The organism is Aeromonas sp. 603607 (assembly GCF_049171595.1).
GTDB lineage: Bacteria > Pseudomonadota > Gammaproteobacteria > Enterobacterales > Aeromonadaceae > Aeromonas > Aeromonas veronii.
On sequence record NZ_JAAKOV010000001.1, the window covers coordinates 201,010 to 215,658 of the forward strand.

The window sequence follows — 14,649 nt, forward strand, 5'->3', positions numbered from 1 at the left end:
CACACACAAGGAATGAAATGATGAAAAAGCTCAATACCCTGCTCGCTGCCGCCATCATGTCCGTGCTGGGCACCGCCCAGGCCGCCGATCAAACCCTGGCCATGGTGGTCTCCACCCTCAACAACCCCTTCTTCGTCACCATGAAAGAGGGTGCCGAAGCCAAAGCCAAAGAGCTTGGCTACGAGCTGGTGGTACTGGACTCCCAGAATGACCCGGCCAAAGAGCTCTCCAACATGGAAGATCTCACCGTACGCAAGGTCGGCGCCATCCTGATCAACCCCACCGATTCCGAAGCGGTCGGCAACGCCATTCGTCTGGCCAACCGCGCCAGCATTCCGGTGCTGACTCTGGACCGCGGCGCCGCGCAGGGTGAGGTCAAGGCTCACATTGCCTCCGACAACGTGGCGGGCGGCAAGCTGGCCGGTGACTTTATCACCGAGAAACTGGGTACCGGTGCCAAGGTGATCCAGCTGGAAGGGATCGCCGGTACCTCCGCCGCCCGCGACCGTGGTGAAGGCTTTGCCTTGGCCGTGGCAGCCAACAAGCTGCAGGTCCTGGCTTCCCAGCCTGCCGACTTTGACCGCACCAAGGGTCTGAACGTCATGGAAAACCTGCTGGCTGCCCACCCGACCGTTCAAGCCGTCTTTGCCCAGAACGACGAGATGGCGCTGGGTGCCATCCGCGCCGTGCAGGCTGCCGGTAAAGAAGTGATGATCGTCGGCTTCGACGGCACTGACGATGGCAAAGCCGCCGTTGCCAAGGGTAAACTGGCCGCCACCGTGGCCCAGCAGCCTGCGCTGATCGGTGCCATCGGCGTCGAGACTGCCGACAAGGTGCTGAAAGGTCAGCCGGTCGAGAAATCCATTCCGGTACCGCTGCAAGTGGTCAGCAAGTAAGTTCTCGAGGGGAGGTTCGCCTCCCCTTTTCCCCTCAATTGCGGTGCCTCCCGGCTTGAGCTCACTCAGTTATTGTGTTCAAGCCAAGATGCATCAGGAGTAGTCAACATGAATCGTCTCGTCGTTCTGGGCAGTGTCAATGCAGACCATGTGCTGCGCGTTCCCCACTTTCCTCGCCCGGGTGAAACCCTGACCGGCCACAGCTATCAGGTGGTGCCGGGTGGCAAGGGGGCTAATCAGGCAGTCGCTGCCGCCCGCCTTGGCGCCCCCGTCTCCTTTATCGCCCGCATCGGTGATGACGCCATCGGCCACCAGATGAAGAGCGGCTTTGCCAAAGATGGCATCGACGTCAGCGCCGTCGAACTCGATCCCAAGCTCCCGACCGGTATCGCCATCATCTATGTGAGCGATGAGGGGGAGAACAGCATCGGCATCTCAGCCGAAGCGAACGGTGCCATCACCCCTGCCGTGGTGAAAAACCACGAAGCGATGATCGCCGACGCCCACACACTGCTGTTGCAGCTGGAAGTGCCGCTCGAGAGCGTTCATGAAGCTGCACGGCTGGCCCGCGCCCACGGCACCCGGGTGGTGCTCAACCCCGCCCCCGCCCGCCCGCTCTCCGCTGAGCTGTTGGCGCTGGTCGACCTTATCACCCCCAACCAGACTGAAGCCGAGCTGTTGACCGGCGTCAAAGTCACCGACGAAGCAAGTGCCCGCGAGGCGGCCGCCCGCTTCCACCAGATGGGCATTGCGGATGTGATGATCACCCTGGGGTCGCAGGGGGTCTATTGCAGCAACGCACAGCAGCAACAGCTGATCCCGGGCTTTCGGGTCAAGGCGGTGGATACCACAGCCGCGGGCGATACCTTCAACGGCGCCCTGCTGGCGGCGGAACTGGCCGGTGCCGATTTCCACAGCGCGGTTCGCTTTGCCCACGGGGCGGCGGCGCTCTCCGTCACCCGATTCGGTGCCCAGAGCTCCATCCCGAGCAAGCAAGAAGTTGACGCCTTCCTGCTTGAGCAGACTGCGCAGGGGCACTGATGGCCAATATCAAGGAGGTGGCGGCGCTGGCGGGGGTGTCGACCACCACCGTCTCCCACGTCATCAACGAGACCCGCTTCGTCGCCGAGGAGACCCGCGAACGGGTCTTCGCCGCCATGCGCGATCTCAACTATGCCCCGAGTCTGGTGGCCCGCAGCCTTAAGGTGAAGGAGACCAACAGTATCGGCATGCTGGTCACTACCTCCAGCAACCCCTTCTTTGCCGAGGTGGTGCGCGGGGTGGAACGTTACTGCTTCGAGCAGGGCTACAACCTGATGCTGGGCAACACCGAGGGGCAAGCCGAGACGGCCCTCTCCTACCTCAAGATGATGCTGCGCAAGCGGGTCGATGGCCTGCTGATCATGTGTAGCGAAGGACAGCAAGAGGTGTTCAATCAGCTCGACTGGCTCAAGAGCCTGCCGGTGGTGGTGATGGATTGGGGGCTGGTCAGTGAGGATGTTGACCTTATAGCTGACAACTCCTTCCACGGTGGTTATCTCGCGACCCGCCATCTGATTGAGCTGGGCCATACCGCCATCGGCTGTATCACAGGCCCCCACAGCCGCGCCCCCGCCAACCAGCGCCAAGCTGGCTTCGAGCAGGCGTTGCAGGAGGCAGGTCTCATCGTCAATCAGGAGTGGATCCAGGAGGGTGATTTTGACTGCGCCAGCGGCCATCAGGCGATGACTCGTCTGCTGGCATTGCCCGAGCGCCCCACCGCCCTCTTTGTCTGCAACGACATGATGGCGATGGGAGCCATCAGTGCCGCCCATCAGGCGGGGCTGGTGATCCCGCGGGATATCTCCATCGTTGGCTATGACAATGTGGCGCTGGCTGAATTTATGTCGCCGCCGCTCACCACCGTCAACCAGCCCAAAGAGGAGCTGGGGCGTCTCGCCGTCACCCGCCTGCTGGCCCGCATCAACGGTGAAGCGGTGGAGAACCACCTGATCACCGTCGACCCGGACCTGGTGATCAGGCAATCCTGTGCCCCTCGCACCTGACGTTCAGGGGCAATAAACGAAACAAGGCGACCCCAAGGTCGCCTTGTTTCATTTTGTCTCTTGCCGGTGCAATACCGCTTTTTGCCCTCAGGCCAGCGACCGGGTCTCCCTGGCCGCCAGCACTTGCAGTGGCACCAACCCCAATCGTCGGGCCAGAGGCTGCAACAACTCGCCATCTTCATCACCCTGCGGCAGCCAGTAGCGGACAGGCCAGCCGGCTGCCAGCTGCGCCGCGGTGGTACTGCCAATCTCTCTGAGCGCCAGAGTGCAACCCTGTTGGCGCAATCCCGCCAGCAAGGCACTATCCGGCTGCAGCATCGGCACCAGCAACACCAGCGGCGTACGGGAAGCCTCCGGCAGATAGGCCAGTAGATGAGTAAGCTGGGCCTGGTTGTCGAGCGGGACCAGCAGTGCCCGACCATCGGCATACTGCGCCTCGTGCGCCTGCAGCACACGGGCCAGCACGGGCCCCAGCACACCGCACTCCTGCAGCCAGCGCATCTGACAGGGCACTCCCTGCTCACGCCACTCAAGCGCCAATTGCCACATCTCGTTGCCCTGCCCGTCCGTCAGCGCCTGCAATGCCACTCGCAGCGGTGCAGGCTCGCGCCCCGCCAGCCACTCTCGCAGCTGATGAAGCTGCTGCTGACTCAACTGCAACTGCTGCAGCATGGCAGGCTCAAACCAGCTGATCGCCCCCTCCTGGCTACGCTTGGCCTGGTTGAGGGCCAGGATGGCCTGATCCAGCAGCCGGGCGGCATCCTGTTGCTGCGCCTTGGCAACCCCGAGCCGACAGGCCAGATCGAAGCTGCACTCCCGGGTCACGAACTCGAAATGGAGCAGATCCACCAGCTCATGAACGGCGGTTTCCAGCGCATCATTCGCCTTGGTCAGCACCACGGCAAATTCATCTCCGCCGAGGCGGTAAGCGTGGCTGCCATGGGCCTGCAGCAGCTTGTTGGCCACCATCTGCAACAGCCGATCACCGACCTGATAACCCAGCAGATCATTGACCTGCTTGAAGCGCTTGAGATCGAGCACCACCAAAGCGCTCACCTCGCCAGCATGCAGAGCGCGAGAGAGCTGTTCCTGCAGGGCACGGCGGTTGCCCAGCTGGGTCAGGGGATCGAGCAGGGCCAGCCGACGGTTCGCCAGATTGGCGCGAATGAGGGCAGCGACCAGAGCGCCACCGGTCAGCAACAGGATCAGTTGCCAGATCTGCAGCCAGAACAGGCTGTTGCGGATCTGGCTGACCGAATGCTCCCGCTCCTGGCCGGAGAGGATCTGATCCCCTATCTGTTCGACGAGACGGGTCTGGCTGGCGATCGCCTCCTGCAAGCGGGCAAGCTCAGCCCCCTCGCGCAGCGCACCGGCCTCCATCTGAGGTTCGAGCTGCTTGATCTGCTCGAACAGGGTGGCCAGCACTTTGCCGAGCCCGTGCCGCTGGCGCATCTCGGCGGTTTCACTGCTGATGAGGAAGATGTCGAGCCGGTTCCACAGCAGATCGTAATCGAGGCTCAGGGTCTCCATCGACAGTCTGCCAGCCCGATAGAGCTGCAGATCGTAGAGGAAACGCTGGGATTCGAGCATTACCTGGCTGATGTTCCAGTGGACATTGCGGTAGAAGGTATCGACCAGCTGCTCCTGCCGATACTGCAGATAGAGACTGCTGCCGGACGAGAGCAGAAACAGCAGCGACACCGCAACCAACAGCAGATTTTGGCGGGATAGCCCCATCAATCGACGATCTCGATACGGGTCACCTGCCACACCATGCAGTTGTGAATGGCAGGCACGTCCAGCTTGGGATAGGTGGTGAACGGGATGAGCAGCCAGAGCGGCCCCTTGTTGCGCCGGGTCAGCGGTTTGCCGTCCTCCTGACGCACCAGAGTTAGCGGCACACCGTCGAACAGGGCCAGATCCACCACCTGCTGATAACCGTTGAGGGCCGAGACGGAAATCTTGCGGGCACCCGGGATCCCTTGCGCCGCCAGCACGGCTGACAGGGTCGGCCCGCGATAGTGGTGGGCGCCCTGAGTCCAGGGGGTAGTGGTGGTGAATTCGGTCTGTGGCAAGGCGGAGAGGGCCGCCTCATCGAGGGTCACCTGCTGGCCATCTGGCAGTACCAGGGTCATCAGGGGGATGGAGGCCGATGCGCTGGCACTGGCCAGCATCAGGAGAAAAAAAGCGATCCATTGCTTTACTGCGGTCATGGTAATTTGCGCCAACTGCGTCCCATTTTTTAAATGGTTGCCAGTGTGGCGATTTCACCGAACCATTGCAACTGTCCCGTCGCACACTAGCTCAGGGACCGCGCATCTCCATCCAGTTGTGCCCCTCGACTTGCCTCGGTTGATGAATGCCGCACGCCTCCAGCAACTCATCGACATAGGCGGGCACCAGCAGGGAGGCTGGGCCATAACGTTTCTCGTCAAACTGGCTACCTACCTCGCTCGGTTCGAGATTGAGCTCGATGGTGTGCGCCCCGTTCAATCCCGCCTCATGGACAAACCCGGCGGCCGGATAGACGGCGCCAGAGGTGCCGATGGAGATAAAGAGATCGCACTGGGCCAGCGCGCTGTAGATGCGATCCAGCCCGAGCGGCATTTCACCAAACCAGACCACATGGGGACGCATCGGCTGAGGGAACTGGCAGCAGGAGCAGAGCTCGTCCTGATGGAGATCGCCGCGCCACTCGATCACCTGACCGGACTCGGGGCAACGGGCCTTGAGCAGCTCCCCGTGCATATGGATAAGGTTCTTGCTGCCCGCGCTCTCGTGCAGATTGTCGATGTTCTGGGTGACCAGGGTGACCGTGCCGGGCAGCAGCCGCTCGAGACGAGCCAACGCATAGTGGGCCGGATTGGGGTGAACCTGGGGCTGCTGCAGCTGTTTGCGGCGGGAGTTGTAAAAGCGCAGCACCAGATCGGGATCACGGGCATACCCCTCGGGGGTCGCCACGTCCTCGACCTTGTGCTCTTCCCACAAACCGTCGCAGGCACGAAAAGTCTTGATGCCGGATTCGGCAGAGATCCCCGCTCCGGTCAGGATCACGATATGTTTGTATGACTGCGCCATAAGCTGCTCCGTCTATCCCCGCATAATAGTGTGACCTTAGCACAGGGAAAAAAGCGCCACTATTCGCCCTTGGTCTTAAAAGCTTGGCGTGGCTGTGCGGGCAACCACTCATCCAGCACGGTCAGATCGAGCCTGACAAAAACCATCTCCCGCCCGGTTACCAGGGTCAGCGGCAGACCAAGGCGCTTGAGCAAAGTGAGCATGGGACGATTCTGGGCCAGCACCTCCGCGGTCCACTCACAGATCCCCTCAGCTCGGGCCAGCAGTGCCAGCGCCAGCAGAATGCGCCGTCCCGCTCCCTTGTGCTGGAAATGATCTGCCACGATGCAGGAAAATTCGGCACGCTCCGGATGGAGTCGACGCCGGATGGACTGAGCCTGAGCCAGCGGCTCACCGGCAAGATCGGTCAGCAACAGCGAGATCTGGTGTTCGGGATGGTAATTGAGAAACTGGGCCACCTGCTCCGGCGGTGGCCTCCGTTTGGGGCGCATAAAACGCAAGTAGATGCTCTCCTCACTGAGCGCATCATAGGCGGCCAGCATACGGTCAGGATCCACCCCCTGCAGCTCTCGTAGCAGACAAGGTTGGTCGGCGACCTGCATCGTCAGTGGCAGTACCGACCGCGAAGCCGGATGGGGCCAGCCTGCCAGCCCCTTGCAGAGACGCTCCCGATGGATGGGCCAGCAGAGATAACGGGGCACGGGTTACCAGCGCCCCGCAATACCCTGCTCCCGCCACACCTCGGCGTCGAGCAGATTGTAAGGATCATCGAGATAGACGGCGATCCCCAGCTCTCTGACTCGGGCCATAAAGCGTCCCAGCAGGGAGTCCATGGCCAATGACTCTATTTCGGGTAAAAGCGCCTGCCCCAGCAGCAAAGCGCTCAACGGCAAACGCTCCAGCAGATCGAATGGCAAATGCTGGCTGTTATCGAGCAGCAACGCCAGCTTGCTCCCCGCCAGACTCGCTTGCAGTACCAGCGCAAACCGCTCTCCATTGCTCAACAGGTGATCCCGACGATGGATCAATAATGTCAGCTCTGTGGGGCTACGTGACTGATCCGTCAACCACTCTTTAAGTGCCTCCCAGCGGCTGGGTAAACCCGTTACCGCCAGCCAGACCGGATGAGGAGTCGCGGGGCTGGAGAGCAGCCCAAGTTGCCCCTGCACTTCCCCCTGCCAACGACGAATTGTTCGACGTTGGCCACTCAGCCGACGCTGACGCAGAGGCCCCAGATAGAGTCCGCGCAGCAACCTGAGCAACTCGTTGCCATCGAGTGGCTTGGCCAGTGCAGCCAGCACATTGAAACCGGCATCGTGCAGCAGACGGCGGGCACCGTCGATCAATGTCTGCTCGTGCGCCGACAAGAGAATGATCGGCAACCCGCTGCGCTGAATTTGCGGCTGGCTCATCAGCAGGCTGATGGCATCCTGCTCCACCAGACTGAGATCACACACCAGCAGACTGATGTCGCCAGCCTCCAACGCAGCAAGACAGGCAGTTTCATCCTGCACCCACTGGCAGGAGAGCCCCAGTTCGGCGATAGCCTGCTGTAACTGCATCCCCTGAAACGGGTGATCTTCTAGCAGCAGTACCCGCTTGGCCGCCAGCCAGTTGTTCCAGTCACGGTAACTGGCGGCAAGTCCTCCCAGCCAATCTTCACCAATGGCATAAATTCCCTGATGATGCTGCAACTCGGGGAAATAGTCCGCCTGCTGGTGAGCGGCAGGATCGTAAAGGGCAATGGCTCCTGCCGCAAACAACCCTTCCCACTGCCAGCAGGCGTCCGGTTGGGTGCGCTGCAAAGTGACATAGGAGGGGAGTGTCGTGCTCTTTGCCAGCTCATGGGAGGCCCGATCAAGCGCATACAGCAAGACAGGGCAAAAATCTGCCGCCTCGTGCTCTTCCGAGTCGAGCAACGCCAGCAGTTCTTCATCAGTAATGATCATCTTGGGTCCTTTTCGAGAAATGCTGGCTGAACTCATCCAACGCCCGGTTCAAACTGCTCTGGAGAGCTGGATGGGGGGCTTGTTGCCACTCGTCAATCACCGTCACCAGCGCCGTGGCTCCTACCATTCTGGCGGCCCCCTTCAGCTTGTGTAAAGCAGCATTCACGCCAACTTCATCTTCTTCTGTGCAGCAGCGTTCAAGTTCGGCCAAATCATCACGGGTAGCCTTCAGATAAAGGGCGGCCAGTTCATCGGTCAGCAACGAGGCAACCGGTGTCGGGGCGACAGCATTGCTCCCCTCTTTGGCAATATGGCGCAGCAAGGTCGCCAGCACCTTGAGGGCGACCGGCTTGTCCAGATGGCCATCGCAACCGCAGGATTGCAGCTCCCTTGCCGCTTGCTCACTGAGATCTGCGGTGATCACATAGACCGGAAGACGGGCCCAACGCGCGGATTGGCGCAATTGCCTGCACAGTTCGGCCCCGTTCATCACCGGCATCTGCAGGTCTGTCAGCACAAGATCCACCTGATGCTTCACCAGCATCTCCAGCGCCAGCTGCCCGTTGGCGGCACTGACTACGCTTGCACCGAGTTGCCCCAGTTGCATACAGATCAGCTCCCGGTTGACATCGTGATCCTCAACAAGCAGTACCCGCATACCAAGCCCGGGCTGCATCTCACCCACAGGTTGCTCTGATGTCATCCGTGGCTGGAACAGGCTGATCATGGTGCCCGGCACCCAGGACTCCCCCTGCCATGACCAGTGATACAGACTATCCTCGTCTCTCTCGGCCTGCAGCAGATCAACCGCACGACTGGCAACATGAATACCGAGCCTGGACAACCAGGGCGTGACCCCCAAAACCTCATCGTGAGGCAGTGAGAGGGATAACTGGCGTACTCTTGGCTGCCAATCGATATCTTGCTGAACCTGTTGCAACGGCAACTCGCAGAAGAAGCGGCTACCACCGCCCGGGCGTCCCTCGACATCGATCAACCCGCCCATCTGCTCGAGCAGCTGCTTGCAGATCGCCAGACCAAGGCCGGTGCCCGGCGCCCGCAACTGCCCTTCAACAGCAAACTGTTCGAATGGCATAAAGAGAGTAGGACGCATCTTGGCGGTGATCCCCGGCCCTTCATCATCGACCCCGAAGCGCAAGGTCGATGCGACTACCTCGACCCACAGCACCACTTCCCCACGCAGGCTGAACTTGATGGCATTGGAGAGCAGATTGTGGAGCACTTGCCGTACCCGATGGGGATCGAGAGTCAGCAAGGCTGGCAAGGCGGGGTCAAGCCGCAATCGTAATTGCAGCCGTTTGGATCTGGCCTTGCTCCAGTGCACCGCCGCCACGTGCTCGCACAGCTCGGCGAAATCGGTGGGCTGGGGCGAGAGGGAGAGTTTGCTGTTTTCGTTGCGACTAAAGTCGAGTACATCGTTGAGCAGGCCGAGCAGCTCATCCCCCGCCTGACGCACCCGCGCCAGCGCCGAATCCTGTTCTCTCGACAAAGGGGTGCTGGCCAGCCACTCAAGCAAGCCGAGCATGGCGTTCATCGGTGTACGGATCTCGTGGCTAATCGCCGCCAGGAAACGGCCCTTGGCCTGCACCGCCTGCTGCGCCTGTTCATGGGAGTGCTGCAATGCTTGATCCTGCTCGACCCGGGCAGTGGCATCCTGCATCACCGCATAAATTCGCCAACCATGCGGTTGACTGCGGCCACGGCCATAGAGCTGCAACCAGCGCAGACCCTTGGTCGGATGGTGATAGCGCAGGGTGAATGCGAAGGGTTTGCCAGCCTGCAACATGGCGAACATCTCACGGCTTACCCGGCGGCGATCCTCGCGCTCAAGCATAATGAGCACCCGTTTGGGCTCACGGCGGATCTGCTGGCTCGCCAGCCCCAGCAGCTCGTAACAGCCTCGGCTGATAAACTCGATGGCCCCTACCCGTCCCCGCTCGAACATAAACTGCAGCACCACGCCGGGGACTGTATTGGTCAGGGCACGCAGGCGGCGCTCTGCCTGACGTAGAAAACGGGCCTGCTCACGCAGCACACTGATATCCGACAGGGCGATGAGATCGGTGGCAGGTGCTTGCTTGTCCAGCCGCAGCGGATGCTGGGCATAGGCGAAGACCTGCTCCCCCAGCACCAGCTCCCCTTCGCTCTTTTGCGGCTGAACCGGCGGCAGCATCAACTGCTGAGAGTAGCGCAGGGCCAGACGTCGCCCCTGTTTATTGGATTTGATCACCTTGCCCTGGCTGTTGCGCAGATAGACGGGCACCGGCAACGCCTGAAACATGGTTTCCCGCAGCTCGCTCTCGATGGCCAGCGCCTTCTCGGCGGCGTGACGCTGGGCCACTTCCCTTGCCAGTTGCTGGCGGGAACGCCAGATCCCGCCGATGACAATACCGCTGATCAGCAGTGCCATGGCGATGGAGCCAAACCAGGCGGCGTAGCTCACACCGGGTTGCTGCACGACGAGCAAGCGGCGCCAGCGCTGGTTAAGTTCGTCGATCTGGGTGCTGGTCAGCGCCATCAGGTTGCGGTCCATCACACCGGCTAGCTCGGTCTGACTCTTGTTGATGGCAAAGCCTAGGCCGAAACGATCTTCCAGCTCCTCGATATCGAGCCCTTCCAGCAAGTTGGTACGCTGGGGATATTGCAGCTGATATAGCTCGCTCAGCATGGCGTCAGCCTTGCCTTGCTTGATCGCTGCTAACCCCTGCTCGAGGCCGTCGGTGCGAAGCCACTCCTGATCACCAAGCAGGGCGAGCAAGGAGGGATCGTAGAGGGATTCAGGTACCAGAATACGCAGCCGCTTGAGCTGGGTGATGCGATCGGCAGCCAACTTGCGCTTGCTGATCAAGGCAAACCGATTGGTGGAGATCGTCCGACTGAAAATGAACTGATCCGTCAATGCCGGGGATTCCGGCAAGCCGGCCATCATATCCGCCTCACCAAGGCGCAGCTTTTCTACGGCCTCCGCCTTGCTGGCTGCAGGTACCAGCTTGTATTTCAGGCCGGTCTCCTGGGTGACCCAGCGCAGCACATCCGCGCTCCACCCTTTCGGCTCCCCCAGATCATTGACACCGCTATAGGGCATCAACTCGGGATTGACCACAAGACGAATGGTGCGCCCGCGGCCGGATAACCAGGCCTGCTCGGTATCGCTGAAGTGGGGTTGGTTGACGTAGAGCGACCCCTGATCGAGATAACGGGCCAGATCGGTATAGATAGTACCGGCGGGCATATGACGGATCAGGGTGTCCACCAGATTGGCCAACTCAGGCTGATCACGCATCATCAAGCGATAGCTGATGATCCGATCCTCACCAAACAGGCGGCGCAGGCGCAAACCATCGGCAGGAAACTCGCGCATCAGATAGCGCAGTTGCAGATAGTCCCCCAGATAGGCATCACCCTTGCCACTCTGCAGCGCGTCGTAGACCTTCTCTCCGCTTTTTAGGGAAATAATGCGTGCCTGTGGATAGAGCTCGTGCAGCAGGCGGGCAGAGTCTGCCAGCGAGTAGACCAGAAAGCGGGCCTGTTTGAGATTTTCACCCTTGTAGAGGATGGCGGCATCGGTCTCCATCATCGGACGACTTAACCGCATGCCCTCCACGGCCTTCTTGCGGGTTCCGACATAGGGAATGATGTCGCAGTCACCCTCTGCGAGCCCGTTGCGCAATATCTGCCAATCGGGCAACTCTTTGAGCACGAGGGGAACCGGGAACAGCTCCTGCAACCGGGCAAGACGATCCTTGAGCAGTCCCCCCTCGGCCATCAGGTATGGTGGAGGAAGCGTCGCAGGATAGCAGAGCGAAAGCTGGCTAAGTGAATTTACATAGGCTTGGGTCGCCGGCGCCAACGGCAGCACTGTTGTCTGCAAAGGCTTGGCGTGCAACGGCAGTGCCAGTACGGCACCCAGAAGAAAAACGGGGAATTTGGTCATCTGAAAACAAAAGCCAGGCATCTGCCTGGCTTTTTATCACTCGTTGGGTTCAACATTTTCTACCCTGGCCTTGAGCTTCTGGCCAGGCCGGAAGGTCACCACGCGGCGGGCGCTGATAGGAATATCCTCGCCCGTCTTGGGGTTGCGTCCGGGACGCTGATTCTTCTCACGAAGGTCAAAGTTACCGAAGCCTGAAATCTTGACTTGTTCACCACGCTCAAGCGCCTGTCGGATTTCCTCAAAGAAGGCTTCCACCATATCTTTGGCTTCACGCTTGCTCATCCCGAGCTGGGTGAACAGGTGCTCTGCAATGTCGGCTTTGGTAAGCGCCATAGATCAATCCCTCAAGGATGCATTCAACTCTTCACCAAGGGCCCGCACGACATTGTCTACGGTCTCGGCAATCTCTTTCTCCTCCAGGGTGCGCTGGGTGTCTTGCAATACAAGACTGATGGCCAGGCTCTTCTTGTCCTCTGCCATACCAGCACCCTGGTATACGTCAAACAAGTTTATTCCAACTACCTGATTTCCGCCAACTTTTTTAATTACCGCAAGCACATCACCTGCCAGAACCTGACGATCGACCACCACGGCAATGTCGCGACGGTTCGCCGGGAACTTGGAAACTTCGGCAGCCACAGGCACCTTGGCCGGGGTCAGCTTGTCCAGCTCCAGCTCAAACATCACCGCGCGGCTCTTGAGGCCCAGCTTCTTCTCGAGGCTCGGGTGGATCACGCCGATGTAGCCGATGATCTCGCCATTACGCAGAATGGCTGCGCTCTGGCCCGGGTGCAGGGCGCTGTGCTCGGTGCGCTCGAAGGTAAAGGTGGCCCCTTCGGCGGTCAAATCCAGCACCGCTTCCAGATCCCCTTTCAAATCAAAGAAGTCGGCTGCGCGGGTTTTGATATCCCAGTGCTCGTCGCTCTGGTTGCCAGTAATGATACCGGCCAGCATCGGCTCCTGACGGATGCCGTTCTCGGCGCTTTCATCCTTGATGAAACGCAGACCCTGTTCAAACAGACGCACCCGCGGCTGCTGACGGTTCTGGTTGTAAACAACGGCCTGCACCAGACCCGGGAACAGAGAGACACGCATGGCGGACATCTCGACCGAGATCGGGTTCGGCAGCACGATGGCATCGCTCTGCGGGAACAGGGTTTGCTGGGTCTTGGGATCGACGAAGCTGTAGGTGATCGCTTCCTGGAAGCCGCGGTCAACCAGCAGGTCGCGCACACGCTTCAGGGTCACCTGCCCTTCTGCCTGCTCCACCATCGCCAAGGAGGCAGCGGGTTTCAGGTTCGGGATGTTGTTGTAGCCGTAGATGCGAGCCACTTCCTCGATGAGGTCTTCCTCGATGGCGATATCGAAACGCCAGGAGGGTGCCAGCGCAGTCCAACCGTCAGCATCCACAGTGACTTGCATGCCGAGGCGAGTCAGGATCTCGACCACCTGAGCATCCGCCACGCTGATACCGATCACCTTGTCGAGCTTGCTGCGACGCAGTTTGATGGGTGCCGCTTTCGGCAGATGGGCATCGGATTTGACCTCGATGACCGGACCCGCTTCACCGCCGCAGATATCCAGCAGCAGACGGGTGGCTCTGTCCATCACCTTGGCTTGCAGCTCCGGATCAACCCCACGCTCGAAGCGATGGGAGGAGTCGGTGTGCAGACCGTAAGCACGGGCACGACCGGTGATGGAGAGCGGCGCGAAGAAGGCGCACTCCAGCAGGATGTCGGTGGTGGTCTCGGATACACCGGTGCGGTTGCCGCCGAAGATACCGGCCATGCAGGCAGGACCTTTGGCATCGGCAATCACCAAAGTGGTCTCTTTGAGCTTCACTTCGTTGCCGTCGAGCAGGGTCATCGGCTCATCGGTGTGGGCACGACGCACCACCAGTTCCCCTTCCAGGGTAGCCAGATCGAAGGCATGCATCGGCTGACCGTATTCCAACAGCAGGTAGTTGGTGATGTCGACAATGGCGTCGATGGAGCGGATACCACCACGGCGCAGCTTCTCTTGCATCCAGAGCGGGCTCTGGGCCTGCAAGTTCAGCCCCTTGATGACGCGACCCAGATAACGGGGGCAATCAGCTGGTGCTTCAACCCGGATCGGGAAAGTTGCATCAATGGTGGCAACAGCCGGCGTCCAGGTCGGCTCGACCACGTCCACGCTGTTGAGCACGCCGATTTCGCGGGCCAGACCGGCGATACCGAGGCAATCGGCACGGTTCGGAGTCAGATCCACGTCGATGGAGACGTCGTTCAGATTGAGGTAGTCACGAATATCGGTACCGATGGGGGCATCGGCCGGCAGCTCGATGATGCCATCGGCTTCAACGTCGATACCCAGCTCACTGAAAGAGCAGAGCATGCCATGGGACGGCTGGCCACGCAGCTTGGCTTTCTTGATGGTGAAATCACCCGGCAGGGTCGCCCCTACTTTGGCCACGCACACTTTGAGGCCCTGGCGGCAGTTCGGCGCGCCGCAGACGATGTCCAGCAGCTCGGCTTCACCCACGTTGACCTTGGTCACCCGCAGCTTGTCGGCGTCAGGATGCTGGGCGCACTCGACCACTTCACCCACGACCACATTGTTGAACTGGCCAGCCACCGCTTCCACGGCGTCCACTTCCAGACCGGCCATGGTGATCTGCTCGGCCAGTGCATTGTCACTCAACTCGGTGCGGACCCACTCCATCACCCAGGATTTACTGAATTTCATGT

At 60.6% G+C, this 14,649-nt stretch carries 11 protein-coding genes; 3 read left to right on the forward strand and 8 right to left on the reverse strand.

Translation table 11 applies throughout. From position 1 onward, the window contains the following. The first annotated feature begins 20 nt into the window (after positions 1 to 20). From rbsB to G5315_RS00930, 3 genes are all read left to right on the forward strand, one after another. Positions 21 to 896, forward strand: a complete 876-nt coding sequence (gene rbsB / locus G5315_RS00920; protein ID WP_005360585.1) for a ribose ABC transporter substrate-binding protein RbsB — start codon at positions 21 to 23, stop codon at positions 894 to 896. A 108-nt stretch (positions 897 to 1,004) separates the two neighbouring features. After that, the gene (gene rbsK / locus G5315_RS00925; protein WP_100645834.1) at positions 1,005 to 1,937 is read left to right on the forward strand and encodes a ribokinase; all 933 of its coding nucleotides are present in this window, start codon (positions 1,005 to 1,007) and stop codon (positions 1,935 to 1,937) included. Further along, entirely contained in the window at positions 1,937 to 2,941 is a 1,005-nt protein-coding gene (locus G5315_RS00930; RefSeq protein WP_100645833.1) for a substrate-binding domain-containing protein, read from the forward strand. The genes rbsK and G5315_RS00930 overlap by 1 nt, the downstream gene beginning before the upstream one ends. Positions 2,942 to 3,028: 87 nt before the next feature. Here G5315_RS00930 and G5315_RS00935 read toward each other — a convergent pair whose 3' ends face one another. The 8 genes from G5315_RS00935 to pheT all read right to left on the reverse strand — a co-directional run bounded on the left by G5315_RS00935 (position 3,029) and on the right by pheT (position 14,647). Further along, the gene (locus G5315_RS00935) at positions 3,029 to 4,678 is read right to left on the reverse strand and encodes a diguanylate cyclase domain-containing protein (RefSeq protein WP_421332123.1); all 1,650 of its coding nucleotides are present in this window, start codon (positions 4,676 to 4,678) and stop codon (positions 3,029 to 3,031) included. After that, a complete protein-coding gene (locus G5315_RS00940) occupies positions 4,678 to 5,154 on the reverse strand; it encodes a hypothetical protein (protein ID WP_158112580.1) in 477 nt (158 codons plus the stop codon). The genes G5315_RS00935 and G5315_RS00940 overlap by 1 nt, the downstream gene beginning before the upstream one ends. 91 nt (positions 5,155 to 5,245) lie before the next feature. Continuing rightward, complete coding sequence (gene cobB, locus G5315_RS00945) at positions 5,246 to 6,019, reverse strand: Sir2 family NAD+-dependent deacetylase (RefSeq protein WP_216978766.1); 774 nt, start codon at positions 6,017 to 6,019, stop codon at positions 5,246 to 5,248. Between the two features lie 59 nt (positions 6,020 to 6,078). Then, a complete protein-coding gene (locus tag G5315_RS00950; RefSeq protein WP_216978765.1) occupies positions 6,079 to 6,720 on the reverse strand; it encodes a GNAT family N-acetyltransferase in 642 nt (213 codons plus the stop codon). Positions 6,721 to 6,723: 3 nt separating this feature from the next. Next, positions 6,724 to 7,968 (reverse strand): response regulator, encoded by a 1,245-nt coding sequence (locus G5315_RS00955; RefSeq protein ID WP_266134623.1) that lies wholly within the window; start codon positions 7,966 to 7,968, stop codon positions 6,724 to 6,726. Next, the gene (locus G5315_RS00960; RefSeq protein ID WP_421332125.1) at positions 7,955 to 11,944 is read right to left on the reverse strand and encodes an ATP-binding protein; all 3,990 of its coding nucleotides are present in this window, start codon (positions 11,942 to 11,944) and stop codon (positions 7,955 to 7,957) included. Before G5315_RS00960 ends, G5315_RS00955 begins: the two co-directional genes overlap by 14 nt. Before the next feature lie 15 nt (positions 11,945 to 11,959). After that, positions 11,960 to 12,256, reverse strand: coding sequence for an integration host factor subunit alpha (gene ihfA, locus G5315_RS00965; protein ID WP_005300715.1), 297 nt, complete (start codon positions 12,254 to 12,256; stop codon positions 11,960 to 11,962). A 3-nt stretch (positions 12,257 to 12,259) separates the two neighbouring features. Beyond that, positions 12,260 to 14,647 (reverse strand): phenylalanine--tRNA ligase subunit beta, encoded by a 2,388-nt coding sequence (gene pheT / locus G5315_RS00970; protein WP_421255116.1) that lies wholly within the window; start codon positions 14,645 to 14,647, stop codon positions 12,260 to 12,262. Positions 14,648 to 14,649: the final 2 nt, after the last annotated feature.

What these genes read in the sequence shown, in the direction of transcription:
- rbsK (WP_100645834.1), top strand. Translation starts at nt 1,005, where the DNA reads ATGAATCGTCTCGTCGTTCTGGGCAGTGTCAATGCAGACCATGTGCTG.
- ihfA (WP_005300715.1), bottom strand. Translation starts at nt 12,256, where the DNA reads ATGGCGCTTACCAAAGCCGACATTGCAGAGCACCTGTTCACCCAGCTC.
- G5315_RS00935 (WP_421332123.1), bottom strand. Translation starts at nt 4,678, where the DNA reads ATGGGGCTATCCCGCCAAAATCTGCTGTTGGTTGCGGTGTCGCTGCTG.
- G5315_RS00930 (WP_100645833.1), top strand. Translation starts at nt 1,937, where the DNA reads ATGGCCAATATCAAGGAGGTGGCGGCGCTGGCGGGGGTGTCGACCACC.
- G5315_RS00955 (WP_266134623.1), bottom strand. Translation starts at nt 7,968, where the DNA reads ATGATCATTACTGATGAAGAACTGCTGGCGTTGCTCGACTCGGAAGAG.
- rbsB (WP_005360585.1), top strand. Translation starts at nt 21, where the DNA reads ATGAAAAAGCTCAATACCCTGCTCGCTGCCGCCATCATGTCCGTGCTG.
- pheT (WP_421255116.1), bottom strand. Translation starts at nt 14,647, where the DNA reads ATGAAATTCAGTAAATCCTGGGTGATGGAGTGGGTCCGCACCGAGTTG.
- G5315_RS00960 (WP_421332125.1), bottom strand. Translation starts at nt 11,944, where the DNA reads ATGCCTGGCTTTTGTTTTCAGATGACCAAATTCCCCGTTTTTCTTCTG.
- cobB (WP_216978766.1), bottom strand. Translation starts at nt 6,019, where the DNA reads ATGGCGCAGTCATACAAACATATCGTGATCCTGACCGGAGCGGGGATC.
- G5315_RS00940 (WP_158112580.1), bottom strand. Translation starts at nt 5,154, where the DNA reads ATGACCGCAGTAAAGCAATGGATCGCTTTTTTTCTCCTGATGCTGGCC.